General features: G+C 67.1%; 16 protein-coding genes and 1 tRNA gene. 5 read left to right on the plus strand and 12 right to left on the minus strand.

What is annotated here, in order from left to right:
• Positions 1-53: 53 nt before the first annotated feature.
• From VGS97_RS23365 to VGS97_RS23375, 3 genes are all read right to left on the minus strand, one after another.
• Positions 54-1,667, minus strand: coding sequence for a ParB/RepB/Spo0J family partition protein (locus VGS97_RS23365; RefSeq protein WP_326855779.1), 1,614 nt, complete (start codon positions 1,665-1,667; stop codon positions 54-56).
• 105 nt (positions 1,668-1,772) lie between these two features.
• A complete protein-coding gene (locus tag VGS97_RS23370) occupies positions 1,773-1,961 on the minus strand; it encodes a hypothetical protein (protein ID WP_326855780.1) in 189 nt (62 codons plus the stop codon).
• A gap of 59 nt (positions 1,962-2,020) precedes the next feature.
• On the minus strand, positions 2,021-3,166 hold the full coding sequence (locus VGS97_RS23375; protein WP_326855781.1) for a DUF932 domain-containing protein: 1,146 nt from the start codon (positions 3,164-3,166) through the stop codon (positions 2,021-2,023).
• Between the two features lie 571 nt (positions 3,167-3,737).
• On the opposite strand from VGS97_RS23375, the gene VGS97_RS23380 reads away from it, so the two are divergent.
• The gene (locus VGS97_RS23380) at positions 3,738-5,417 is read left to right on the plus strand and encodes a Shedu anti-phage system protein SduA domain-containing protein (protein WP_326855782.1); all 1,680 of its coding nucleotides are present in this window, start codon (positions 3,738-3,740) and stop codon (positions 5,415-5,417) included.
• Between the two features lie 284 nt (positions 5,418-5,701).
• A complete protein-coding gene (locus VGS97_RS23385; RefSeq protein WP_326855783.1) occupies positions 5,702-10,264 on the plus strand; it encodes an NB-ARC domain-containing protein in 4,563 nt (1,520 codons plus the stop codon).
• A gap of 507 nt (positions 10,265-10,771) precedes the next feature.
• On the opposite strand, the gene VGS97_RS23390 is transcribed toward VGS97_RS23385, so the two are convergent.
• Both VGS97_RS23390 and VGS97_RS23395 read right to left on the minus strand, forming a co-directional pair.
• Positions 10,772-13,348, minus strand: coding sequence for a serine/threonine-protein kinase (locus VGS97_RS23390; RefSeq protein WP_326855784.1), 2,577 nt, complete (start codon positions 13,346-13,348; stop codon positions 10,772-10,774).
• Positions 13,349-13,734: 386 nt separating this feature from the next.
• Positions 13,735-14,142, minus strand: coding sequence for a hypothetical protein (locus tag VGS97_RS23395; RefSeq protein ID WP_326855785.1), 408 nt, complete (start codon positions 14,140-14,142; stop codon positions 13,735-13,737).
• Between the two features lie 356 nt (positions 14,143-14,498).
• Between VGS97_RS23395 and VGS97_RS23400 the strand changes: the two genes are divergently transcribed.
• Complete coding sequence (locus VGS97_RS23400) at positions 14,499-18,107, plus strand: DUF4365 domain-containing protein (protein WP_326855786.1); 3,609 nt, start codon at positions 14,499-14,501, stop codon at positions 18,105-18,107.
• 101 nt (positions 18,108-18,208) lie between these two features.
• Here the strand turns inward: VGS97_RS23400 and VGS97_RS23405 are convergent, their stop codons facing one another.
• From VGS97_RS23405 to VGS97_RS23420, 4 genes are all read right to left on the minus strand, one after another.
• Positions 18,209-19,360, minus strand: coding sequence for a hypothetical protein (locus tag VGS97_RS23405; RefSeq protein WP_326855787.1), 1,152 nt, complete (start codon positions 19,358-19,360; stop codon positions 18,209-18,211).
• 218 nt (positions 19,361-19,578) lie between these two features.
• Positions 19,579-20,244 carry a hypothetical protein gene (locus VGS97_RS23410; RefSeq protein WP_326855788.1) on the minus strand — a complete coding sequence of 222 codons (666 nt, stop codon included), beginning with the start codon at positions 20,242-20,244 and terminating at the stop codon, positions 19,579-19,581.
• The gene (locus VGS97_RS23415; protein WP_326855789.1) at positions 20,241-20,555 is read right to left on the minus strand and encodes a hypothetical protein; all 315 of its coding nucleotides are present in this window, start codon (positions 20,553-20,555) and stop codon (positions 20,241-20,243) included. Before VGS97_RS23415 ends, VGS97_RS23410 begins: the two co-directional genes overlap by 4 nt.
• Complete coding sequence (locus tag VGS97_RS23420; protein ID WP_326855790.1) at positions 20,552-20,977, minus strand: hypothetical protein; 426 nt, start codon at positions 20,975-20,977, stop codon at positions 20,552-20,554. Before VGS97_RS23420 ends, VGS97_RS23415 begins: the two co-directional genes overlap by 4 nt.
• A 681-nt stretch (positions 20,978-21,658) precedes the next feature.
• Here VGS97_RS23420 and VGS97_RS23425 point away from each other — a divergent pair.
• Positions 21,659-22,471 carry an SAM-dependent methyltransferase gene (locus VGS97_RS23425; RefSeq protein ID WP_326855791.1) on the plus strand — a complete coding sequence of 271 codons (813 nt, stop codon included), beginning with the start codon at positions 21,659-21,661 and terminating at the stop codon, positions 22,469-22,471.
• A gap of 9 nt (positions 22,472-22,480) precedes the next feature.
• Here VGS97_RS23425 and VGS97_RS23430 read toward each other — a convergent pair whose 3' ends face one another.
• The 3 genes from VGS97_RS23430 to VGS97_RS23440 form a co-directional block, all read right to left on the minus strand.
• Positions 22,481-23,098, minus strand: coding sequence for an AAA family ATPase (locus VGS97_RS23430; RefSeq protein ID WP_326855792.1), 618 nt, complete (start codon positions 23,096-23,098; stop codon positions 22,481-22,483).
• A 544-nt stretch (positions 23,099-23,642) separates the two neighbouring features.
• Positions 23,643-23,716 (minus strand) — tRNA-Pro (locus VGS97_RS23435).
• A gap of 47 nt (positions 23,717-23,763) precedes the next feature.
• Positions 23,764-24,798 carry a metallophosphoesterase gene (locus VGS97_RS23440; RefSeq protein WP_326855793.1) on the minus strand — a complete coding sequence of 345 codons (1,035 nt, stop codon included), beginning with the start codon at positions 24,796-24,798 and terminating at the stop codon, positions 23,764-23,766.
• 89 nt (positions 24,799-24,887) lie between these two features.
• On the opposite strand from VGS97_RS23440, the gene VGS97_RS23445 reads away from it, so the two are divergent.
• Positions 24,888-25,349, plus strand: a complete 462-nt coding sequence (locus VGS97_RS23445; RefSeq protein ID WP_326855794.1) for a GatB/YqeY domain-containing protein — start codon at positions 24,888-24,890, stop codon at positions 25,347-25,349.
• Positions 25,350-25,423: the final 74 nt, after the last annotated feature.

The raw sequence follows: 25,423 nt of genomic DNA on the forward strand, positions 1-25,423 counted from the left end.
GACCGGGTGACGGCGAAGGAGGGCCGCCACCCGGCCAATTCGGGCGGAGCGGTCTACTGCCCGGATTCGTCCGGCTCGTCGTCGGTGGGCTGAGGGCCGTCCGCGTCCCCGCCGGTGATCGTGTTCGCGGTCGCGGGTGACAGGTCGGCGGGCACGTACGTTTCGTTGGCCACGATCGCCCGTTCGATCGGGGCGAGGGCGTGGCCCAGCGCCCTGCAGCATTCGAGCCAGCGGCGCGCGTCCGCGCGCCCGGACTGGACGTAGGAACCGGTGTCCGTGCGCCACATGTCGTTGGTCAGCGCCTTCTCGTACGCCGTGGCGACCGGCGCGAAGGTGAGCAGGATCAGCCGCCGCTGCCCGGCCGTGGTGACCGCGCCGCTGAACGCCTCGGGCTTGCTCGACGACAGTCCGAGGAATTCCGCCAGCCGCTCGCGGGCCTGGTAGTCGGCGGCGTACCTGCGCATCGGCTCGGGCATCGACAGATACGTCTGCGCACTGAACCTGGTGATCAGGTCGGCATCCTCGCGCGAGAGCGACGTGCGCGCCAGCAGTTCGGTCAGCCACTTGCGCCGGTTGATCTCAGCGGCCTTATGGTCCTTGTTGCCCCGGATCACCAGCCGCCGCGCGGCGCTCGTCTCCGCCTTGCTCTGCGGGTCGCCCGACGTGCCGCCTGGCGCGTGCGTCGTGCTTGAAGCCCAGCGGTCCACGTGGCCGTGCGCGGCGAAGTCCTCGCAGAAGTAGGACACGCGCGGTTCGCCATACCGCTCGAACACCGCGACGTGCCCGGGGCAGGCGGCGTGCGCCTGCTCGTCGATCTCCGCGCCGTCCTGGGTACGCAGCCGCAGCAGCCGCCTGCCCGCGTCGGGCTCCTCGTCGAGCACGCGCACACCGGCGGCGGTCAACTCGGCCCGGATCGGTTCGCGCCGGGCCCGCTCCTCGCGCTCCAGGATCTCGCGCTCGACCTGGTAGCTGAAGCTGTCGTCCTCGGCGGCCTCGATCAGACGCGCGGTGGCCGCCGGATCCCCGGCGAAATCGTGAAGCGCCGCGAGCTCGCTCAGCGTCCACTCGTAGCCGGACTCGATCGCAGCCGTCTTCGTCTCCTGCGGCAGGGCGGCGACCGTCAGTGCCTCGGCCACCTGCTCCCGCTTGCCGTACGCCTTCGCCAGGCGCGTTTTCGACGCTCCTGCCTGGGCGGCGGCGAACAGGGCCGCCGACTCCTCGAACGCGGTCAGCGCCGTCTTGTGCCGCGAAGTGATCAGCATGTCCAGGTACTGACCCGCCTCGTCGGCGGCGCGCGCCGCGTCGAAGGTGTACGGGACCTGCTCCAAGCCGACCTTGCGCGCGGCGGCGAACCGCTTGTGCCCGTCGATGATCCGGAACACCCCCGGCTCGCTCGTGCCCGTGATCAGCAGGGGGATGCGGATGCCCTCGGCCCGCACGCTGCCGACGAACTCGGCATCGGGCGTGACGTCCGTGCGCACGTTGCCGGGGTGCGCGGCCAGCGCGCCGATGCTGATCGTCGCGACGGCCTGCGGGCCGGGCGCCGCCAGGTCCACGCCGGTACCCGTGTCAGGGGTCTCAGCCCGCGTCGGTGCGGGTCGGTCGGTGTCGAACTGCTCGGCGGCGTCGAGCACGGCGTTGACGTGGGAAGTGGTTGTGGTGGTCATGGTCCGTCCTGTTCTCGGTGGTTGGTTTCTCTTGGGGCCGCGCGGGTGGGGATGCCGCCCCGCCCGCGCGGACGAGTGGGAAGCGCCGGGGACCGGCGTGTGGGGTCAGAAAGGTTCGGTGTCGCTCCGCTCGCAGCGCGGCGCGGGTGGGTCGTGCGGCTCACCCAGACCGGTGGGACAGTCCAGGCGGCAACGCACGCCGCCGGGGGCGCCGCAGTCCTCGCCCGGCGGGTCGTCCGGGTAGCCGAACAGCGGAGTGCGTGGGTATTCGCGCTCGTCGATGTCGTCGGTCATGGTGACCTCGCCGGGTGTCAGCCGGTGGCCGGGCCGCTCGGCCCGGCCACGCGGGCGCGTCAGGCGGCGGCCAGTTCCATGGCGCGGATGCCCTGGGCTTCGAGTTCGTGCGCGTCGTCAGGGTCTTGGACGGTCTGGGCGTAGGAGGTCACGGCGTGCAGCACGCCTCCGGCCGTCAGGTCCCCGCCCCGGATGAAGTGGTCGAAGACGCCCTTGCGCTGCTCCTCGGTGAAGCGCAGCGTCTTGGACACCGACTTGATGGTCTCCTCCACGTCCGCGACCGGCGCGCCCGAGGTTCGCTCGATCTCTCGGATGTTCGCCTCGACGTAGTCCCGGTCCAGGAAGCGCCGCACGGTGTCGCGGGCCTGGGCGGTGTAGACCGCGAGGGTCTTGCGCTGGGTGTCGTCGCTCCACTCCACTCGGCCCTCGTCCAGCTTCGCGCCCAAGTGCACGGCGCGCACGACGTCCCTGGTCATCGGCATGCCGTTGTCGCAGATCTGGACGGTCAGTTGCGGGGTCATCGACAGCGAGCCGCATCCGGTCTCGCTGTTGGAGATCAGCAGACCGGCGAACACGGTCGGGTTCTCGGCGCCGGTCCTGCCGCTGTACGGGCTGCGGTAGTTGCGCAGCAGGTACGGCGCATAGCCGCGAATCTCCGGAGCCGTCAGGCGCACGTACATCCGCTGGTCCGACAGGTCACAGCTGGCGATGTCCACCTGCACGCCCGCCTGGCGCACGCCGTCGAGGACGGCGGTGAGCACGTCGAAGTTATCGATGATCTTATATCCGTTGGACAGGAACGCCCGTGCCTGGCCGGTACCGCCGTCCTCGGCGCTCAGCGCCCGCACCAGGAAACGGCGCCCGTCGCGGCCAAGCCACTCGTTCACATTCGCGTCGTAAAGGTGCGGCGCCTCGGCGCGCATCCGCCGCAGATATGGCAGCGGGACGCCGAGCTTGTCCGCGATGCCGCTCTCACACACGCCGGTCGGCTCGTAGGTGCCCGCGACCGAGGTCACGCCCTCGGCGGTGATCCGGCGCTCGGCCTGGTCGACGACCAGCATGCCGCCCTGTGCGCGGATAGCCGACGCCGGGGCGACCACGTCCACTTTGCGCTGCTGCTGCGAGTCCAGCCGGGTGGCCAAGTCTGCAAGGGTCGCGTTGCGCAGGTTGCGCTCGGACGAACGTGCGCGGGTCGGGGTGAGCACTGCACTGACCATTAGAAGATCTCGCTCTCGGTTGTGTTCTTTGGGGATCGAGTTGGGGATGCCGCCCCACCTCGATGGGTTAATTAAATCACGGGCACGCTAGCCTGGCAAGTCAAAATACCAGCTCAGAAGCCACCTTTATCAATCCGTGACAGTGTATCCATGTAATGATAAATAGGCGAGAAAGCGGGAAAAACCTTGCCCCCGACCACTTCCCCCGGCCCTCCAACAGCTGCCAACGGGTCCGGGGCCCAGAGGCCTGGCGGGTCAAGGGTCGGCCAACGGCCGATCGCGAACACTGGCCGGCCAGCCTCTCAAGCTGCTGCGACGCGAGCGCAGCGAGCGCCCTTGACGCGACCGGACTGCCCCGGAAACTGGGCAGCGGGAGGGCCGGTTCTGTCGGATTGTGCCGGTATCGTCGCTCCATGCCGATAAGCGCGGGGAGCACCCCTAGGGAAAGGTCTTCATCCGGGCGATACAGGCTGGCCAGCGCGGCAGTCCGGATCGCAGAAGTCAGAGGGCGAATGTCCGCGAAGCTCAGGCCGACACGTATGGGGGTGGGTTGGTGTCGGTGAGGCTGTGGACGTTCGTCACGGACGGCCGGCGGTATGCGGCGCAGGGGGTCTCGGCGATCTCGCTGGAGAACGTTGGTGATCCTGTCTTGCTCTGGCGCACGAGCCGGGGCGGCGGAGTAGTTGCCGTCGGCTCTGTCGTCGAGAAAGAGGTAACGGTCGTCTCTCCGCGGCGGTTGAGCCTGCGCTCCATCGCCCGACCAACCGCCGCACCGGAACCGGCTGCGGAGAGCAGCCGCAAGGAGGCGCGGGCCGTCTACACGGACTTCTGCTTGTCGAATCCCGTCTCGGTGGCGGCGTTGAACATTGCCGGTCTCGATCTGATCGTCCGTGCTGGCAGGGGCGGCGGATCAGAGGCCGGGAGAGGTTCGTTTTGCCCACTGGACCTTCGGGACGAACAGTGGACTGCGCTTCTTGAGTTGTTGCGAGCCGAGCGTGCGGCTGAGGAGAGTCCGCTGCTGTGGCCGATCGCGCCGGGCACGGTGCTGTACCGAAGCGAGGTCCACGACGTCTTCGGCGGCCCCCGCGGATGGGCGGAGTGCTCCAGCACGCGGACGATGAACGACCTGCTTTTCGTCGACCGCCGGCCCGACGATCCGGAACTCATCCCTACCTGGGATGAGGATGTGCTGCGGGTCGCCGGGCAGGCCGCGGACGGCGACACACAGGCCGCAGTGACCGTGATCAGGCACCTCGACCGCGGCCGGGTGCTGCGCGTCTTCGAGGCTCGGGGCGAATTGTGCCAGTACATCGGAGAATTCGTGGTTGATCAGGGACAGGCCGTTGAACGAAGGGTCGACGCCGGACGCAGGATGGTCTACCCGCGCTGGCGCGGCGGGCCGCAGAAGGGCGGCGTGCTGTCGGACTTCAAGGTCCCGATCCTCAGGATCCGCCAGCTCGCCGGTATCGAGGCGTTCAGAGGGCTGAGCGATCCGTTCGACAGGGCATCACCGGTGAAGCTCGGTCTTACCTCCTCGCCGCACGCGGCACAGCCGGAGCAGGCCGCCGGGCCGCCCGAGATGGCCAGCACCATCCGCGGTCTCATCGAGTTGGTCGAGCGGGATCCCGCAACGGCTCTCTCCCTGGAGGGGATCGATGCCGCAGAAGCGCTTCACACACTGGTGCAACGGCGGCGGCGCGAAGCGGACCTCGATCGACTTCGCGCGGCGGTCGCCGACCCGCGGACCCTGGAGGGAGAACTACAGAAGCTGCTCGAAGGCATGCTGTGGCTGTTCGGTGGTGGCTTCCTGCCGACCGGCGGCCGACGAATGCTGACCACGACGGACCAACTCGACCTCTCCCTTATCCGACCCGACGGCTCGCTCCACGGAGTTGAAATCAAGCGCGCGAGAATCCAACCGCTCATGACAATGCATCGCGACTACCCCGTCTTCGGCCACGAGGTCTACAAAGCTGTGGCACAGGCCATGAACTACCTGACCCGCCTGGACCAGCAGCGTGACCGCATCCTGCTCGACCACGGTATCGACGCTCAGCGCGCCACGATGAGCGTACTTATCGGATCCGCGATTCACGCTGCCCCCTACGGCCCCGAGAAGATCGCCAAAGCGGTCCGGATCCACAACGCGGGCCTCTCACGCATCCAGATCATTACCTACGACCAGCTTATCGACGAGGCTCAAGGGCTGATTTCCGGGTCCGGTAACCCCGCTGGCTGACCTGGACGACGCAATAGCGAAAGGAGGGCCGAAGCGCAGCGGCGCCCACTATGGTACGGCGGTTGTAGGTATTCAGCCGTCGCGCCGCCTCAACAAGCTTGTCGGCATGTCTATTGTCACGCGCGGTGTCTTGCCAGGGTTTCTGGCATGGAGCAGGCACGAAGAACTGGACGTGAGGAGCGCTTGGAGGTTCACTGCGCTGGGCGGTCCTCTTCCGCGCGTACTAGACGATAAGTTCGGCGGAATCCCACGGGGGTGTCAGACCTCGATGCCACGATGGGCGCGTGAACTACGATTTGTCGCGCTTGGGGCCGGACGAGTTCGAGCACATGACCCAGGCCCTGGCGAAGGAAATGATCGGCGGCGGCGTCGAGGCGTATGGCGACGGCAGCGACGGCGGGCGGGACGCCGCCTATCGCGGCGCAACCAGCTATCCCGCCCCTGGACCGGGAGCCTGGAACGGGTACATCGTCATCCAAGCCAAGTTCCGTGAGTCGACGGGCGGCAAACCGGTCGCGCAGTGGCTCAACGGGCATTTGGCGAGGGAACTCAGGCGTTGGGTGGCGCGGCGGGATCAGGGAATCGAGGTCCCGGAGTACCTGATCGTTTCGACGAACGTGGAGCTCACCTCGGTAGCAGGCGTCGGCGGGAAGGACCAGGTCGAGAAGAAGCTCCGGTCCTTGATCGGGCAGCTCGGTCTCCCGATCAGGGCGTGGCATATCTGGGATTACGTGGAGATCTGCCGGTTCCTCGACGTATGCGAAGGCGTCCGCCACGCATACGCCCACCTAATCACTCCTGGCGACGTGCTGACGAAACTGGAGATCGCGACTGACAAGCTCGCGGAAGCCGCGTTAAGTGCAGAGCAGACCCGGGCTCCCTCGCCGCCGGACGAGCTGCCTGCGCAGCGGCGCTTCCTGGTCGGTCGGCACACTGAGGCCGCGCGATGCATGGAGTTGGTTGACAACCGCGTCCCCGGAGAGAAGCCGAACTCGGCGGTGTGCCTGGTCGTCACCGGGGCGCCGGGGATCGGCAAAACAGCGCTGGCGCTGCACGTGGCTTGGCAGCTGCGGCCCACCCACGACGGCGGGCAGGTCTACGTCACGTGCCGCGGCTCGGTCCGCGACGGCGAAGACCTGATCGACGCGCTGCTGCGCAGCTTCGACGCCGACGTGCCGCTGGCCGATATGTCTGCGGCTCAGCGCACGGCCAGACTTGCCCAGTTCATCCGCCGCGGTCGGTGCCTGATTCTCATTGACGACGTGCCAGCCGAGGACGCGCTGGCGCAACTGCTGTCCATCGACGGTGACTACACGGTCATCGCCACGTCCAGGGTGAAGCTGAGCGGACTCGCGGGGATGATCGAGTACGTCGACCTCGAACCGCTGACCCCAGAGGGCAGCACCGCGCTGGTGCGCCAGATCGTGGCAGAGGACCGGCTCAGTAGCGGCGAATTGAGTGCGCTCAGTGATATCTGCCGAGGCCATCCCCTCGCACTGCACATCGCCAGCTCCCGCATCGCGCGCAGACCCCTGACATCGGTGGCGGGATACCTCCGACAACTCGCGGACCCGGCCACCGGCATCACAGCGCTGCGCATCGGTGACGCAGCCGTGGGACCTGTGATCGAACTGAGCTACGCCGTGCTCTCCTCTGCGCAGCAGCAGCTTGTTCGCGCCCTCGGCACGCTGCCGCACATCACCGTCACGCCCGACGTTGCCGCGGCGGCGATCGCGGCCACGTATGAGGAGATCACTGCCGCCTCGATCGCCGAAGCCTGTGGCGAACTGGACGAACTCGTCGAATACAGCCTCATCGAACAGGTTGGCGACCAGCGGTTCGCGATGCACGAGATCCTGCACCGGTTCGCCCGGCTGAAATCGGCCGAGCTGGATCAGGCCGCGCGTGTTGCCTCGGTGAGCAACGTCTGCCTCCTCTATGCGGTGCGCGGCGACCAAGCACTGCGCTTGATCGCGGCCGGGGACACGGCGAACGGCCAGGCGGAGAGCAAAGCGGAAGCTCTGCGCAGCTTCGAGGACGACCTGCCGGGCGCCATGGCTACCACGCAGATGGCGCACGGGATGCAGCTGTGGGACATGGTGGCGCTGCTCTCCGGCATGCTCAGTCCTGGCCTGCTGCTGCGCGGCAGATGGGTCACCATGGAACAGCTCCAGCGGCTGCTCTGGAGCGCGGGCCGGCACACGGGCAATCTAGCCTGGCAGGCTGCCGCAGCGCTCAACACCGGCTCGGCGCTCTCCCGTCTCGGCAAGACCGCTCAGGCGCTAGAAGCGCTCGCGGCGGGGGCCGAGATCGCTCGGCAGGACGGCAACGTCGAACTGATGGCCCTGGCCATGACCCAGCGTTGCACGATCGACCTGAATCTCGGCGACGTCTCCCGGGCGCTTGCGATCCTGCGGGACCTGGCCAACGTTTGGAGGAGGCTGGGAAACGATCAAGCGCTCGCCATCGTGCTCAGCCACCTCGCGAAAGCGTACGAATTCAAGGGCGACTACCGGCGCGCGCATCAGTACGTGGACAACTCCCGGCGGGTGGCCGAACGCGCCGGGTTCGCGAACAGCCTCGTCGACGCGACGGCGAGCGTCGAATGGCATATTGCCGCGATGCACGGCACCGGGGACCTGACCGCGATGGCCGAGCGCCGCATCGAGGCGGCGCGCGCCATCGGCGACCTGGAGGCTGAGGCAGCGGCTCTCGGGGAGCTGGCCCAGCACGAACTGATCCACGGCAACACCGGCGAGCAGATCGAGACCGCGCTGCGCAGCGCACTGGAGATCTACCGGGCCACCGGCGATAGCCGGGGCACTATCCGCGGCCTGGTGCTCGAAGGCTTCCTGCATGCGCGCCGCGGCGAGATCCAGGCCGCGTACGAGCGCTACATAGAGGCCGGGGAACTCGCTGAGCAGACCGGCGAGGTCGAGCAGCGCATCCAGATCTACCTCCAACTCGCCTGCCTGGTCGCGGACGGCGGGCGCAGCGATGAAGCCAACGAGCTGTTCGGTGCCGCAATCGAGCTCGCCGTGGGTAGCGGAAGTGAGCGGATGCACATGTTCGCGCTCATGAGATTCGCGGACAGCCTTCTGATCCGGGAGGACTACCACATGTCGCTTGAGGTCAGCGCCGAAGCCGTCAAGTACGCCGAGAAGAGCCAGGACGTCGAGACGGCCGGCGAGATCCGGATCATCCATGCCGAGGCGCTGTTCAAGACCGGCTCGTGGAGGACGGCCGCGACCCTGCTTGAGCAAGAAGTCGAGCGGGCAGGCGTCGCCGGAGCACGGGAGAACAAACTCAAGGCCCTGCGGGTGCTCGGCAACCTCTACGCCGCACGTGGCCTGTATGCCGAAGCCGACACCTACCTGCGTAGCGCGGTGCAGATCGAGCCGACCGACGGCGAGCGGGACGCCTGGGCGCACTGCCTGCTCGCCCGCGCGAACCTGTTCGCGCGGCGCGGCGAATGGGCGCGCGCGAGGCAACTGGCGGCGCAGGCCGCGCAGGAAGCACGCCGGCTCAAGAACCTGCGGCTGCTCGCCACTGCCGCAGCGCTGGAGGTCTCGTGCGCCTTGCAGGACGCGGACGACGCCACGGCCATCGAGCGTGCCAGGGGCCTGCTGGAGACGGTCGCGCAGCTCGGCATGCCGTCCCTTCAGGCCACCGGCCGATCGAGGATCGCGATCCGCCTCGCCGGCGAGGGCAGATACGACGAAGCCCTGAGCGACGCCGTTGCGGCTGTGAGCCTAGCCGACCAGAGCTGCAACGACGCGCTGCGCGCGACGCTGCGCATGAACCTCGGGCACATCTACTGCGAGCTTGGCCGCCCGGCGGAAGCCGCCGAAGTGGGCAAGCAGGCCGCGCTGGCGTTCGAGCGGGCAGGCCAGTTCCAGGACGCGGCCGGGGCTGTGCTGCTCACTGGACGATGGATGCAGTTGGATCAGGCGCCTGACGTAGCCGAGCGCTTCGACCAACTGGTGGACGAGGTAGGTTGCGGGCCCAAGGTCCGCGACGCCATCACCGCATACGGGACGCACGTGGGCGAGCTGGCCGGCGGTGTGGGGAAGGTGCGCGAAGGCGGCGCCGTGCACGTCGCCGACGAGGTGCGTGCGGCGATGGGGTCGCGCGATATCGGCCCGACGATCGAGCACCTGCTCGCCTCCGCAGTGCAGTGCGGCAAGTGCGGCCTGAGGATCGTGGCGGGCACGCCCGCCGAACTCGTTATCATCAGGGACGCACAGGCGGGCAGCGGTACGCTCTGCGTGACGCACAGCGACTGCCTCGAATCGCGAGTGATCGATGTCGCCGGGATGGAGCCGTCGTCCGTCTACAGCTGGACCGAGTGCGTCATCTGGCTTGGGGTGAGCGCGGCTGTCGTCATCGACTGCCAGGGCGGCGTGAGGGTCAACGAGGACGGTACAGTCACCGACCAGATCCTCGGCGGGCTGCGTGCACTGGGATTCAGCACTCTTGTGCCGCAGGATCTCGACGCGCCGTTCCCCAGGCTCGACAGCGAGAGCTCGCCTGGGAAGCTGCGCGCGCAACTCGTCGGAAGAGTGCTGCACATCGAACTCGACGGCCGGCCCGTCCACAAGCCGATCCCGCTCGACTTCAATGCGAAGTGGTACTCGTTCGCGCGTACTGGCCGGCTGCTGGCGATCTTCGGCCGTGACCTGCCGGGATCGTACGTCGACGAGCCGCGCCACCTGCGCCGCGCAGTGCGCCGCGAAGCAGCGGTCGGTGCCGTAATGCCGGTGACGATCGTGCCGCCACGACGCAACGGGCCCTGCATCTGCAATCCGTCACGAGGGCTGAAATACAGGGATTGCTGCGGAAAGTAGGCGCAAATCCGTGTCCGCCTCGGCCCGTGCCGGAACGCAAACAGCTGCACCGGCCGTGACAGGCCGACCGACCGCTGCGGCGCGTTCCACCGTCAAGCACATCAGGACCCATATGCGGTGACCGGGCCGAGCGGGCAGCGGTGCCCCCACTTCGTACGCATTTTGAGCATGCATTGACATCCGGCTGCGCACCGGGCATACGACCGGCATCGGGTGAGCTCGGGTCGGGCTTGGCGAGCATCGGCCCGATAAACGCGTTCAGCAACAGAGGTCAGGCGGTACCGGCAACCACCGGCCAAGCGAAACGACACCACGCCCGTCACGGTCACGGGACCATACGAGACCCGCTCGACGACTCCGCTGAACCACACCCAACACCGCGAGGACACCGTCAGCGAATCCCTAACGCAGGACTGCAACCAACTACAAGACCCAGCGCAGGATCACGGAAGCCAATATCAGGCGGGACAATAGAATGGGTGCCGAACTTAGCAGCCAGCGGGCGCCCTACTGCTCCTCGGGTGCCGGTACTGTCGTGCTTGGCCGCCAGGTGGGCTGAGCGGCTACCGGACCGCGTCGGATCGGGAAATGCCAGAGGCCACGCCACAGTACGTGCTGCCACTCGGCCGGGTCTGCTCCCTCGGGAGGCGTCGGCGACCATCCGTCCAGATTCGTGCTGGTCATGCGCGTGCGGCTCTGCTTAGATTCCGGGAACTCGTGCTCGGCCAGCACTACCTGCTCGATCGGGCGGTACTCGATTCCCGCCTGTGTGATGGCCCAGTCTTGGCCGTGGAGCTCATACATGGCGCCGTGCAGGCCCCATGGCGTGGACTGGTCGCGGCGCTTGTATGCGACGGCGAGCACGATCGCCTGGTGCAGGTCTCGGAAGATCTGTGCCCAGTTGATGGTCTTCGGACCATCCCAGCGATCCGCTGCTTGGAGCTTTGCATTGATCCGGCCGATCACTTCTTCCGGCTTCTCTGTCGAGTTCCAGTTCGCCTCGATGACCGGTGTCCCGCCACCGTGCTCGGAATCGACGTACGCGCTGATGTTCAGGAATGTGCCACTCGGCGTCGAAAAGCGCCCGTCGCCCACGCTCTGCTGCCAGCTGAAGGTAATGTCGATCCTGGGTTCGAGGCTCGCGCGAAGCGTGACCTGCCCTTCTGCGAGAGCGCCTAGTTTGTTTGCAGTGGCCATCGCGCCCGCCACTGAGAAGAACGAAGCCTCCTCACGCAGCGCAGCGATGATGCGGTCTTCGTTTCGAACTTCCGAAGCGTTCTGTTCGTCGAGCAGTTTCTGGATCTCGTCGATGCGGTCGCTCGGCTGTTCCGAGTCGCCATCGACGGCCTCGATGGCGAGCAGGTCCAAGACGGCGTCGGCGTCCGCCTCAGTGGACATGCGCTCAACCACGGGGGGCAGGTTGTCGTTGTCCGGTCTCCACATGGCGGTGAGGCTCTCGGCCATGTGGCCCGTCGATTCGCCGGTCTCGTGATCCGTGAACTGCACGAGGCGCCAGCGCGGAACACCTGCGTCGCCGGTGCAGTAGAGATTGCCGACGATGCGCGACTGACCCGCTCGGACACGGTAGATCTCTGCCACCATCAGCAGGGGGCCTACCGGCGTTGATGCCTTGCTCAGCCCACCCAGATGTACTCGTAGCTCCGCGTCGCCGACCGCGAGTGAGAACTCGTCACCGTCTTCGGCTGCCGTCGCATCGAGAACGGCCCGCGTCGCCGAGTCTGTGACCCGTCGCCACAGCGCTGCGAAGGCAAGGCGCGCCTGGCGCTGAAGGCCGGAGTGCTCCTGGGCTTGCGCGACGAGAGCGCCAGTTTCGAGATCACGTTCGACCTGGCGCGCCCTGAGTGACTGAAGCCGCCGCTGTGCGTCGGACAGCGAGCTGGCCGATTGAAGCAACTCAACGATTCTGCGCGCATCCGACGGTCTCGCGCCCGGGTCCTTGTGGAGCAGTTCGGCGACGGTCCGTCGTACCAGCGGGTCAGTGTTCTCGGGGAAGGCCGGGACCAGGGAAGCTTGGGCCTGACGCAGATCGTCACCGGTGATCGGGTGGCTTCCCGTGAGCGCTTCGAGAGCCGACAAGCCGAGGGCGTACATGTCGGACAACACCGTCTCGGGCTTCCCCTCATGCAACTCCGGCGCCCTGTACACCGCCGTGCCGCTGCCCACCCAGCTGACGGACGCAGTCGCCGCATCCAGGATCTTCGAGGTGCCGAAGTCGGCGAGGCACCAGCGCCCCTGGTACCACAGGATGTTGCGAGGCTTGATGTCGCGGTGCAGCACTCCGGCGACCACCAGTTCCTTCATCGCCTCCGCGACATCCATCAGCACGTTCCTGACCTCGTCGGAGGTCAGTAGGCCGGCGTCGGCGATCCGATCGGCGAGGCTCTGGTCGGCCAGAGGCATCATCAGCAGCAGTTCGCCGTTCAGGTGGGCATAGTCGAGCACGGGAACCAGGTGCTTGCCCTTCGCGTCCCGCAACTGGCGGGCGATCTCGACCTCGCGTTCGGCTAACCTGGGTTCCTCTTTACGTCGCCTTTCGGTGTCCAGCCTGATGCGCACCTGCTTGACGGCCACGGGGCGGCCTTCGGCGTCTTGTCCGCGGAAGACCTGCGTCAGTGCACTGCCTTGCCCCAGTGTGTCCGCAGGGTTGTAGCGGTACTCGCGTCCCAGATCGCTGGAGAACTTCCGCATCGCGGTCTCGGACGCGGAGGAATCCTGGCCGTCGTCCCGCGTGAGCTGTTCAAGCCGCGCCACCACGGGGCTAAGCACAAGCCGAACACGCAGGACCTCCGACTCGGCTTCCCGGTACATCTGCTGCGGATCGACCGCGTTGTTGGCCAAGTCGCGGTGGCGTCGCGTGTCCAAGGCGTCGAGTTCCGCGGGTGTCCCGCCTGCCTCGCGAAGGAACTGCTCGGCCTGCGCGTGCCAGCTGAGGTACATGCGGCGCCCGTCCTCGGCACCGGTTGGCCCGTGGAAGCCGGACGACAGCAAATTCCGAGAGGTGAGGTCCTGTGTCTCGAAGAGCCGCAGCGCGTTCGAGGCTTGGTCGCGGGTAAGTGGGGCCACGGCACTATTGTGCCGGGCCGATGCTGGCCAACGCGGAATCATGGGGCCGCGCGGCAGCCGCATTCCAAGATGATTCGGAGCGCCGCGCGGGCGTTGTACACCGCGTCCCACGCGCTGTGCAACTCGTGGGCGTGGTCCGGCGAGATGTCCTCGGCGTACTCCCGCCCGATCGTGGTGAGCTTGGCATCGAGATAGTCCAGCTCGAACGCAAGGGCGCGAACAGCTAGGTCCGTGTGGGCTGCCGAGGCGGGCGCGGCGATGGTGGGGGAATCAGCGGAAGGGATCGTCGGGAACAGTCCTGTTCGTAAGCTGGGAAAGGGCCGGGAAGCAGAAGGCCGACCGCGCAGTCCCGGGCGGGAGCCGACGCGGCCGGCCTGGGACGCAGGTCAGAAGCCCCACGGGGCCTCGTCGTATCCGGGTAGTTTGGAGATCGCCTGCTTGCGCAGTTGGCTGCTTAGGCGCTTGGCCTGGCTCTCTTCCCATCCGGGGTGTTCGCAGGACTGGTACTCGTAGCAGTCGATCAGCTTCAGGACGGTGACCGGGTTCTGGGCGAAGCGCGCGAATCTGTACAGGGCGTCGATCTCGTCGCCGTCGTGGTAGCGGTGGTTGACGGAGACGCGGTTCTCCTGCCACAGCAGGGCTCCGGCGCGGTCCGCGGTGTCCAGATTGAGGATGTGGGTCTGTGTGGGATCGACCGGGTCGGTCCAGCGGATCCATCCGCTGTCTCCCGGTCGCGGCAGTCCTGCCGTGACCATGGCGTCGATGTGTTGCTTCGTGACGACGAAGGCGCTCATGTCACCGTGTCCCTTCTCGCGGACCCCGGACTCGGGCGCGATTGGGCGTCCTGGGGCCGGAGCGGGGTATCTGACGCCGGGTCGCACACCAGGGCCGACGAGGACGGGTCACGGTGGAGCGCCAGAGCGCAGCGAGGCCGAACGACCGTGACGCGGCCGAGGGACCTGGTAGACCGGGGGCGGCAGAACCCGCCGCCCCGGGGACGTCACGCGCGTCCGGCGGGCTGTGGGGGAGGGCGCTCAACGGCGGGGCGGCAGCGCTCGCCTAGGTTGCGAGTGGGTGTCGGCGCCGAGCCCTATCGTTGAACTCAGAGCGTGAGAGGCGGCGTGTGCCAGCGCCAGTGGCAGGAGGACGGATGGCGGAGGCGTTGCAGGGGGTGATGCTGGTCGGCGCCGAGATCAAGGGCTGGCATTGGTCGTTCCGCAACCAGCCGGACGATGACTTCGGTGTCGACTGCCATGCAGAAGCTCCTGGCGCTGACTACGCCTCCGGCCGACTGGTCGGACTTCAGGTAAAGACCGGGAAAGCCAAGTACTTCAAGGTCCGGGCGAAAGACGGATCAGGCTGGTACTACAGACCGGACACCAAGCCCGGAAAGCCGGACAAACACCTTCGCTACTGGCTGGAGCACGACCTTCCCTTGGTGGTGATCCTCGTTGATGAGACCACCAGGGAGATGTACTGGGTGGAGATCACCCTCGACCGGGTGATCTTCACGGGAGGCTCATGGAAGATCCTCGTGCCGGCCACGCAGCGGCTGGATGCCGGTGCACGGGAAGCATTCCTTGAACTGGCACTGCGGCCCCGAGCTGCTGTTCCAGACGTTCTCGCGACTGCGACTCGCTCGCTGCCGCCGTCGACGGCTCGGCTTCTGCGTAGCCTGCAACAAGTCGATCACTTCAAGGCCCTGCAACTGGCCGTGACTCTGTCACGTGCCCACGAGGACCCGAGCGGGACGGTCCAGACGCTTCTTAGCGGTGATCGCAAATTCCTGCGGGGGAAGGATGCGGGCAAGCTAAGCGCTGCGCTGGGAGCGTACGCCGCAGAACACCGGTGCCATGCGCTCGCAGCGCAGGCCTTCGAAGACGCAGCAACCCGGAACGCAGAACCTGCGCGCTTTCTCGTGCTGGCGGCTCAGTCTTTGGTGGGCGCCGGAGAGAAAGAGGCTGCACGCCGTGCCATCGCCGCCGCCGAAGAGGCCGGTGCATCAGCGCTGCTGTGTTTGTGGATTCGTCTGTTTGCCGACCATGAGGGGTTCGGCCATCCACAGGTCCCGGCACAGCTCCTCGACGAGTCCGTGTCTGAAGCCGAGGCCGAGCCGGTGCTCAGGTCCTTTCTGGGCGATGCTGCTCTGGCGGTGGGCAACCTTGAAAGTGCGGCCGAGCACTTCGAGACGGCCCTAGCGGTAGAGCCGGACAGTACGGGGCTACAGCTGGCGCTGGCTCAGGTCCTGCTCAACGGTGTCGCCGGCGACCGTTCGCTCCGGCCCAGCGCGGATCTTCGACGGGTGATCGAGCTGTGCACCACGGCGAGAGCGCAGCGGCTCGACTGGCATGGTCCAAGCGAGGAACCTCTTGCCGCGTTGCTGCGTGCACACATGCTGGCCGGCGATTTTCAGGAAGCGGTACGACTGTCAACACCGCGCCCGGACGGCGATGCAACGACACGCGAGGCGTCAGGCGGCCTCGTTGCCTATCTGGGTATCAAGGCCGCGCTTGACCTCCGAGACCGCGACGCAGCCGTACGTATTGCAAGCGCGGTCGGTCCGGCCTCACAGTACGCTGACGCGATCCGGCTGATGCTCGACGATGCGGTGAACCCAGCTGCCGCGCAGGGCGAATGGCAGCGGATCGCCGACATGGCTCAAGACCTTGATCTGGTTGCGTCGGCCATTCACAAGCTTGCGTCGAGCGGGCAATGGCCCCTTCGGAGACTCGAAGAGCTCCGTTTATCCGGAGCGATGACGGCCGACGGCTATGAAATGATCCGCGCGCGCAGTGAGGCTGCGCGGGGCGAACTCGCCGCGGCACGACGCCGCCTGCGCGCGCTGTCGACGCCGATGGCCGTCCAGACCCACGTGGAGCTCCTTGAGGCCGCGGGATCGCTGGACGAGGCACTGGAGGTGTGTACCAAAGGGCTGACTGACTTCAAGACCGTTCATCTTGCGGCCAAGCAATGGAACCTGCTGATCAGCCTCGACCGCGCGCAGGAAGCGGAACGGCGCGCCGTCCAGATGCTCGGTCAGACCGGCATGTCGCCGATGGTGCGCGCCATGCTGCGGGCCTTCGTGATCGGCGCGGCGATGCAGAGGCACGAATGGCTCACGGTCGAGGAGCAGTGCCACGCGGCGCTCGATGAGGACCCTGAAGAGGCAAGGTTCCAGTGGACGCTGATCGGCGCGGCCTACAACCAGCGTCAGTGGAACACTGCGTGGGCACGGCTGCGCGAGCTGAACCCGACGATCGTCAGCCCGAACCACGCTTCGCTGTGGGTCGGGCTTCACGCCTTCTTCGGATTCAGCGAGGACGAGATGCGCGCCGCGCTCGGCTTCATCGAACGGTGGCCCGAGCGCTACGAACTGCACGCGCAGGTGATCGGGACCTTGCTCAGCTGCGGGAACAAGGTCAACGCGGACGGCAAGTTCATCCTTCCCACGGAATCCGAGGACCTGGTGCAGCTCTTCCAGGCGGCGCTACAGCAGTTCCTCGACCGCGGTTCGGACGGTCTGCATGCATTCACCGGGTCGCTGGAAGAACTCCTCGACTCGACCAGGTCGCGGCTTCTCGGACAGGCGCCCGTCGACCTGTTTGTCCAGGAGATGGTGCGACAGGGCGCGACGCCGGTGCAAGCCGTGTGCGCCGCTCAGCGCCGCTCCTATACCCGATCCCTCATGGAAAGATCGTTCGGGCCGATCAACGCGGTCACGAGCGCGCTCGGCGAGTTCGACCGCGAAGTCCAGGAAGCGTCGGCAGCGCTCGACGGCACCGTTGTGATCGAGACCAGCGCTCTGATCGTGGCGGCTGAGCTTCGCGACCGCTGGCCGCGACTGCGAGGGGCGTTCACCGACTGCGTCATCGACGACGACGTGCGCTTCGACTGCCTGACCACCTGCGCGAACATTCGACAGGCACCAGATACTGTCGCCTACCTCTCCGTCGACTTCCATCGCCGCGAACTGCTCTACACCCAGCGCAGTCAGGGAGAGCTCTCCAGACTGGCCGTGCGCGCCAACAACCTCGAAGCCTTCTTGGCAAGTCTCGGTTCACACGCTCATGCAATTGAACCGTCACCCGATACGGCGCAGCAGCCGTGGGGTCGTGCGGTTCAGACCGCGACGGCGCGCGGCGCTGCGCTGTGGTGCGATGACGTGGCCCTGCGCGCCTACGCGCGGACGATGGGCTGCCCAACCTTCGGAACCGTTGCGCTCCTCCACGCCCTGGCAGATGCCGGCCAGATCGACGGTGATCTGCGCCAGGATGTCCTACAACTCGTTCGAGCCGAAGTAGTCGACCTTCCAATGGACCTCGACGAGTTCGTGCAACTGAGTTCCGAATCCGAGGGCTACCCCGGACCGCTGGCGGCAACGCTGCAACGCCCTCACTACTGGCGACACTACGGGGAAGCCATCGAACACTTCCTCGGTACCCTCGGCAGTCTCAAGCAGCCGTCGCCGCACGCCGTGACCGCATGGGTGGCTGCCGCATGCGGAGGAATCAGCCATCACCTCGTCACAGAGAACCTGAGCCACGGGTTGCAGACCTTCGCCGAGACCGTCGCAGACCGACTGGCAGACGGCGAGGAATACCGCGAATCACTGCTCGAAGTCGCCACGCATCTCGCAGCCGTCGAGCAAACGCGCCGCGAAGCCATCACCGTCGGCCAAGCCTCTCTCCTCGCCTCTCGTCAGGGCACCGACGAAGCCGACTCGGCCCAGGCAGACTCCGGCGAGAGCGCCGCCGCCTGACGTGGGTACGAGGCGCGAGTGATCATCGGGCGACGAAATGCGGGAGAACAGACGTCGATCGTCGCACCTGAAAACCAGGTCAACCGCGTCGGTGCGGGCACTCACTGCACCGGGTTGCTCGGCTCCGGGACCGACCAGCCGACCTCGATGTCCGCGAGACTCGGCAATGAGGCCGACCTAAGCGCGCTGTCGCACCAACCCGGCTCTGCGTCGTAGAGCGCGCGCCAAAATCCCACCTGTCGGGCGCCGTCAGAAGAGAGCGGGATGATGATGACTTCCCGCATGCGCAACGCATCGAGGCGGTATCTCAGCCCAAGGATGCCGCCCGTGCCCGTATATTTCTCGGCCACCACGCTCGGCCCGATCTGCTGGCCGCAGCTGACAACCACGCCCGCCACGTCAGCGTCGCTCACCGCTTCGGCGAGCAGAGCCGCGATCCACTCGGTCTTCTGCGGCAGTTCCTGCTGCGCCCACGTACTGAACAGCCAGGTCCCGTCCAGGAGATCAAACCGGAGCCACACCGGATACGGCGCGCCCAGCCAGTCACGAGCCTTCGCGTTGATCACCTCGCGCGCCCGCGGCCAGCCAGCGGCGTGAGTCACGGGGCCCTCAAGTAAGAGCCCTTGCCCTTCAGGGTGCGGACCGGACGCGATGCTCAGCTCGACGCCCGGAACCGTGACAGACCGGGTAACCCCGTCAACGGCTACTTCTGCAATCGCAGCCTCCACCGCCGCCAAGAGCTGCTGCGTTTTCTCCTTCGAAAGGCGAACCTCCCACCGCCCGGAAAGCACGATATCAGCGCCAAGCGCCATCAACTGAAGGCGCGTCCCCAACATCCGGTCGTACTCCATTGCCTCGCTCGTCGCCTGGTCGTTGTACACGGCGAAACACTCGACGATCATCCGATCGGAGTCATCGGCAATCAGGATGTCGGCGGGCCTCGACGTGCGCGGAAGCTCGACCGGCGCCTCGAACTCGATCTCTCCCCCGAGGTCAGCTGCGAGCGCCGCGACCTCAAGTTGCAAGCGCACGTGCACTAGGCGGATCACTTGCAGATCGCGCGACCAGTCCCTGGTCAGCCGCTTAAGCCGCGCAGCGTTCTGGAGGGCGTACAGCCTCAGCCCGGCCTCAATCAGCTGCGCGTAAGCGAAGGCATGCTGTCCCGGCCGGTCGAGGAACGCAGGCAGAAAGCGGTGGCGCGCCACCCATCGGCGCGGCCAGTCATCCCCGAGCGCGGCGCGCACCTGCTTCATGGCCCACTCGCCAACATCGTGGCGAGCCGCAGACCCCGCTCCCGACCGAACGCCAGCAATCAAGGCCTCCCAGGTGGGCAGGTCACTTCGATCGGGTAGTCGGCTCTCGGGCATGCCTTCATTCTCTCTCTCAGCCGTCTACACCCGGCGTCTTCCGGCTGCCGGTGCCCGTTCAGCGACCGGGGCGCGGCGTTTCGGCGCGCGGAATTCGCCGGGTGCTACGCATCGACATGACCGTGCGTGAAGTCGATCGGAACATACGGGCGGCGCAGAAGCAGCAGGACCGCATTGCGCACGAAGTTCTCGGCGGCGCGGTCGATACCGAGTGAACGCCGCAGTTCCTCTACTAGCTCGCCGGTGCGCTGGTACTCCTCGTATTCGGCCCAGGTCCGGGCGGCTGGCGTCCAGGTCCGCAACCGGTCGCTACTGCGGAAGACGATCAGGTCGGAACGGTCCTCGGCCGGGTCGTAGCAGTGCGCCTCGGTCCACGTAGTCGAGCCGATGTCCCGGCGCTGCACCGAGTGCACCGTCAGCGCGCGCCGACCGCCTGAGGCCGGTCGGGTGCGGTGGACGACGTCGTCCGGGTCGAGCCTCGGGCGCAGGTCGATTTCGACCGGGGCGCCGTCTGGGGCGGCCAGGACCGCGGTGTGGTCCTCGGGCCGGTCGAGCAGCAGGACGTAGTCGGACCCGTCGAACGAGCCGAAGTCGGCCCGCACGATCAGGTGCATGTAGAACGGCAGGGCGCCGCGCCGCTCGCGTAGCCAGCGGGTCAGCCACGTCTTGGCCCCGCGCAGCACCTGCGGTGCCGGGCCGTGGGTGCGCAGCACCCAGGAATTCGGATGCCAGTCCCTCGCGGAGGGCTGGGAGAGCTGGTAGTCGATCACGGCGCATCGCCTGCGATCGCACACAGTTGGACGGCGACGGCGTCGCGCCCGACGTGGAAGCTGGTGAGCCTTAGCGAGTAGTCCCGTGTGCGGTAGTGGTGGCCGAGCCAGGCCAGCAGGTGCGCCGCCTCAGCCTTGGCGGGCTCGTCGCCGTGCCGACGGCACTGCTCGATCTCCAGGCGCACGGCCTCGAACATCGCGGCCCAGCCGCAGACGCGGTGGATGCGGTCGGGGTTGACCGAGCCGTAGTTCTCGAATACCGAGACAAGCCACAGGCTGGAGTCGCCCTGACGTTGCGGTCGCCCGCTCATGCCCGGCCGCCTTCCTGGCCGGCAGTAGTACGTCGGGTGTAGCTGTCCGCCAGCTCGCGCAGTTCGGCCTCCAGTTCGGTGCACTCGGCGATCTGGGCCTCAAGGCGCTTGATCGCCGCGTGCTTCTCGGTGATCTCCGAACGTAGGTGGTCCACGGTCGAGGCCAGGCCGCTCAGCCGTCGCGCGGCGGCGTACTCGCCGCCCACCCGTTGGAGGGTGGGGCGCAGCGGGTGCTGCATGTAGTGGCCCAGCAGGGCGAGCACGATCGTTCCGGCCCGGTGCTGCGTGCGCTCGGGGGCGGGCACGCGGGAGATGCGGCTGGTCGGGGTGTGTGCGTGGACGTTGTCGACCGGGTGGAAGGAGCGCCAGCGCTCCGGGTCGGGCCAGTGCGTGCCGCCGGCCAGTTCGATGCCGTTGACCATGGGGCGGTCGGTGCGGTCGAGCTGGTTCGCGTCGGCGTCTCCGCGCCCGTACCAGACTCCGACGCTGGTCGGGATGGCCGCCTGGCCCCACCGATAGGCGCGCTGACGGTGAACGTGCCGCTGGCGCGGGCGCCCTTGACGACGGTGAAGTACGCCTCGCCGCGGTGCAGGTCGAACTCCTCGCGCACGAGCAGCTGCCCGTACGGGGCGGGCAGGGCGAGGGCGACGGATGTGCTCTGCTCCTCGGCCTCGGCGGCAGGCGGAGGCGGGGCGGGATCGAGAACGGTGCTCACGGGGGACTCCAGAGAGTTCGGCAGTGCGGGCCTGATCGCCCGAGCTGGCGGGCCGCAGGCCAAGCACGCGCGGCCGAGCCGAAGGCAGGGCTCGGCGCAGCCGACCGCGAAGCGGCCCGGCCTTGCCCGGCCGGAAGCGCGTGTTTACCTCTGGTCGGCAGTCGGGCGACAGCACCAAACCGCTGCTCGGCCCGCGCGCTACCGCCTTCTGTGAAGCCGGTGTGCTGAAGTGCGAAACTCAGGCCTGGTTGTGCGCCTGTTTGTCTGCGGTCAGCCGGGCGTCGAGACGGATACGGCCGGTAGAGGCGTACACGTATCATCACTGAGTGTGTGGCTGCGCATATCGAGCAGTCACCGTTCAGATCGCACGGGAGGGAGGGCGCGTCGCATGACCCACCGTCCTGCGTGGGCACCCGATGGCGTTGACATCGAGCGTCCTGCCCCGGCTCGTATGTACGATTTCTATCTCGGCGGCAGCCACAATTTCGAGGCCGACCGGCGGCTTGCCGCCCAGGCGATGGCCGTCTGGCCCGACTCTCCGCACATCGCACGAGCCAACCGCGCCTTCCTGCGCCGCGCCGTCACCTACGCCAGCGCCCAGGGCATCGACCAGTTCCTCGACCTCGGCTCGGGGATTCCCACAGTCGGCAACGTGCACGAGATCGCCGCAGCCCTGAACCCCGACGCCCGCACCGTGTACGTCGACAGCGACCCGGTCGCCTTCGCCCACAGCCGGAACCTGCTCGCCGCGACGTCCAACGTCGTCGCCGTGCACGCTGATCTGCGCGACCTGGAAACGGTTTTGAAGGAGGCGAGGGCGTTCCTCGATCTGCACCGGCCCGTCGCCGTGCTGATGTTCGCGGTGCTGCACTTCGTCCCTGACGAGGACGATCCGGCCGGCGTGGTCCGGGCGTACTGGCACGCGACCGTTCCGGGCTCGCTGCTGGCCGTGAGCCACGCGACCAACGACTATGAGCCGGAACGCCTGAGCGAGATGGAAGACGTGTACCGCAACGCCACTGCGGGGCTCACCGGGCGCAGTCACGACCGGATCGCCGCCATGCTCGGCGAGTACGACCTTGTTCCGCCGGGCCTGGTCAGCATGATCGAGTGGAGGCCGGACCCGGATGCGGGCCCCGATCCGCTCGGTGGCGATGTGCGCCGCTACTCGGCGTACGCCGCAGTCGGCATACGCAGGTAAAGCCGTCACTCAGCGGGCGCCCGCCGCGAGCTCGATTGACGAACCAGTCGGCTGCTGGTCACTCCCCGGACGTGCCCGCGGTGGAAGAGCCTCGGAGAGGATACGAGCGACTGTCTCTTCCTGCGTCTGGTCCGGTCCGATGATCTGCTCGCCTGGAACACCGAGCAGGTCTCGTTCGACGAACCATTCGGCCATCTCCTTCTCGCCATACTTGTAGCGGTTGGGCTTCGAGGCGTGCCGTCGCAGCGTCTCCTCCAACGACAGGTCGTAGTAGTAGACGAAGGAAGGCCCGCCGTGGGCGTCGAGTAAGCCCCGGATCATTTGCCCGTACCGGGAGGCGTAGAGGATGCCTTCGAGGATCACGTCGTAGTCGTGAGCAAGGGCAAACTGCACGTTCAACTTGATCAGTTCGATGTTCAGACCGCCGGGCCGATCGCGTTCCCTGAGTAGGTCGCGGCGGATCACGTCTTGTTGGACCAAGGCCACGCCTCGGCCGGCCGCGTGGCGTACCGCCAGCGCCGTAGAGGTCTTCCCGCTCCCGGAGTTTCCACGGATGACGATCAGGCTCGGCGAGCCCGTGGCGTTGCATCCGATGGATGATCCGTGATCTTTATCGCGCCCTGACACGGCCGCCAGTTTATTGCCGTGGGATTCCGGACGGGCAGGTATGTGCGAATGGCTGGCAGCGCGGTGAGTTGCCGCCCCTTGAACGGATCCTTGCACCGGGCTGCCTTGGGCGACCCGGTGTCGGCCCTCGGGCATAAGCCCGGTCCGATGGCCTGCCCTGTGATGGCGTCAGACGGCCATGTCGCGGCTTCCACATCAGTTGTGGCGCAGATCACAGTAGCGGCGAGTCTGGGTGGCTCATCTGGGTCACTGGCGTAAAAGATCAGTCCTCTGGCGCCGATCCGGCGCGGCGCTGTAGGGAAAAACTCGCAGCTCAAGCACACCAGAAGCCGTGCCGGACTTGAACCTCCGACACAAATGCCGAGCCGCAAATGGCAGATGTTCGAACCCTTGCTCCACCACGCAAACACCGCAGACCAGAGGGTAAAGGTTCCGCCAAGGTTCGCCACGGTTCGGCAAAAACTGCTGCCATTTTGCTGCCATCGAAGGGAAGAGGCCCTGGTCCGATTTCTCGGACAGGGCCTCTGACCTGCTCATTCACCGGTCGGGGTGGCGGGATTCGAACCCACGACCTCTTCGTCCCGAACGAAGCGCGCTACCAAGCTGCGCTACACCCCGGTGATGCGTGGTAAGTCTAGCTGAGTGGAGGTGGATCGCGGAAATCCTTAGTTCACGCGCGGGAGCAGGGTGATCAGAGAGGCCTCCGGCGGGCAGGCGAAGCGTATGGGGGCGTAGCGTGACGCGCCGCAGCCTGCGGAGACGTGGAGGTACGCGGTGTTGCCGTTCGCGGTGTGGGTGTGCAGGCCTTTTGCACGGGTCCGGTCGATGTCGCAGTTCGTCACCAGGGCGCCATAGAACGGGACGCACAGTTGGCCGCCGTGCGTGTGGCCGGCCAGGATCAGGGGCAGGCCCTCGGTTGTCATGGCATCGAGGACGCGTAGGTAGGGCGCGTGGGCTACGCCGATGGTGAGTTCTTGCGGTGAAGATGCCGATGAGTCCGTTGCGCGTGTCGCGTTGCTGTTGCTGTTGCCGTTACTGGTGTCTGTGTCTGCATTCGCGTCTGTGTTCGGGTTTGCATTCGGGTTCGGGTTCGCGATCGGCTGGTGCGGCCTTGCGGGGTAGCGGTCGCGGCGGACGTGGGGGTCGTCTACGCCGACGAAGTTGATCGTCCGGTCTTGGGCTTGGGCGGGCAGCTTGAGCGTGGCGCGCGCGTTGTTGAGGTTGAGCCAGCCCTCGTTGACGAACGCGGCTTGGAGAGCCGGCCAGTCGTTCTCGCGCCGCTTGCGGCGGGGGGCGTGGGAGCGGTCTCCGGGGAGCAGGTACTTGGTCGGGTTGAGCCGCTTGGCCTGGTAGTAGTCGTTCGAGCCGAGGACGAACACGCCGGGGAAGGCGAGAAGCGGTTCGAGCGCGCTGAGGACCTCTGGGACCGCGTCGGGGTGCGAGAGGTTGTCGCCCGTGTTGACCACGAGGTCGGGGCCAAGGGTGGCGAGGGAACGCAGCCAATCCTGCTTGCGGCGTTGGCCGGGGACCATGTGGATGTCCGAGACGTGCAGGATCCTGAGCGGACGCGCGTCGGGCGCGAGCATGGGGACGGTGAAGCGGCGTAGGCGGTAGAGGTTGACCTCGACACCGGCCGCGTAGGCGAGTCCGGCTGCTGCGGCGGCCGCGACACCCAGCGGAACGGAGATCGATCGGCGCATCCGATGATTGTATGGGTGTTGGGTGTCCAGAGCGTGGCGGGACGCTGTATGCCGTGCGCTCTGGTTCGGCTTCGTGACACGCTAGTGGCATGACCACGACGACGATCAAGGATCAGCTGCGCACCGACCTCACCGCCGCGATCAAAGGCCGTGACGAGTTGCGAGCCGCAGCGCTGCGGATGGCGTTGACCGCCATCACCAACGAGGAGGTCGCCGGGTCCGTTGCACGCACGCTATCCGACGCCGAGACCGTCACGGTGATCACCCGTGAGGTGAAGAAGCGGCGGGAGGCGGCGGAGGCGTTTGCTGGGGCTGGCCGCGAGGAGCAGGCTGCCCGTGAGCGTGCCGAGGGTGAGGTGCTGTCGCATTATCTGCCAGCGCAGCTCACCGATGACGAACTGAGTGCTTTGGTCGCGGACGCCATCGCGGAGACCGGGGCGGCCGGGCCGAAGTCTATGGGGCTGGTGATGAAGGTGCTCACGCCGAAGATCGCCGGGCGGGCTGAGGGTGGACGGGTCGCGGCCATGGTGAAGACGGCGCTTAGCGGGTGAGGGGTGGGTGGAGGTGGGGGGCGGTGATGGAGCGGATGATGTGCTTGGGGCAATTGGGAGTGGTTGGGTGTCGT

The organism is Actinocrinis sp. (assembly GCF_035946395.1).
In the GTDB taxonomy this organism is placed as follows: domain Bacteria; phylum Actinomycetota; class Actinomycetes; order Streptomycetales; family Catenulisporaceae; genus Actinocrinis.

Coding starts and splice junctions, on each gene's coding strand:
- VGS97_RS23395 (WP_326855785.1), bottom strand. CDS start 14,142: ATGAGCGCCTTCGTCGTCACGAAGCAACACATCGACGCCATGGTCACG.
- VGS97_RS23365 (WP_326855779.1), bottom strand. CDS start 1,667: ATGACCACCACAACCACTTCCCACGTCAACGCCGTGCTCGACGCCGCC.
- VGS97_RS23425 (WP_326855791.1), top strand. CDS start 21,659: ATGACCCACCGTCCTGCGTGGGCACCCGATGGCGTTGACATCGAGCGT.
- VGS97_RS23405 (WP_326855787.1), bottom strand. CDS start 19,360: ATGAAGCAGGTGCGCGCCGCGCTCGGGGATGACTGGCCGCGCCGATGG.
- VGS97_RS23415 (WP_326855789.1), bottom strand. CDS start 20,555: ATGAGCGGGCGACCGCAACGTCAGGGCGACTCCAGCCTGTGGCTTGTC.
- VGS97_RS23420 (WP_326855790.1), bottom strand. CDS start 20,977: ATGGTCAACGGCATCGAACTGGCCGGCGGCACGCACTGGCCCGACCCG.
- VGS97_RS23440 (WP_326855793.1), bottom strand. CDS start 24,798: ATGCGCCGATCGATCTCCGTTCCGCTGGGTGTCGCGGCCGCCGCAGCA.
- VGS97_RS23370 (WP_326855780.1), bottom strand. CDS start 1,961: ATGACCGACGACATCGACGAGCGCGAATACCCACGCACTCCGCTGTTC.
- VGS97_RS23400 (WP_326855786.1), top strand. CDS start 14,499: ATGGCGGAGGCGTTGCAGGGGGTGATGCTGGTCGGCGCCGAGATCAAG.
- VGS97_RS23445 (WP_326855794.1), top strand. CDS start 24,888: ATGACCACGACGACGATCAAGGATCAGCTGCGCACCGACCTCACCGCC.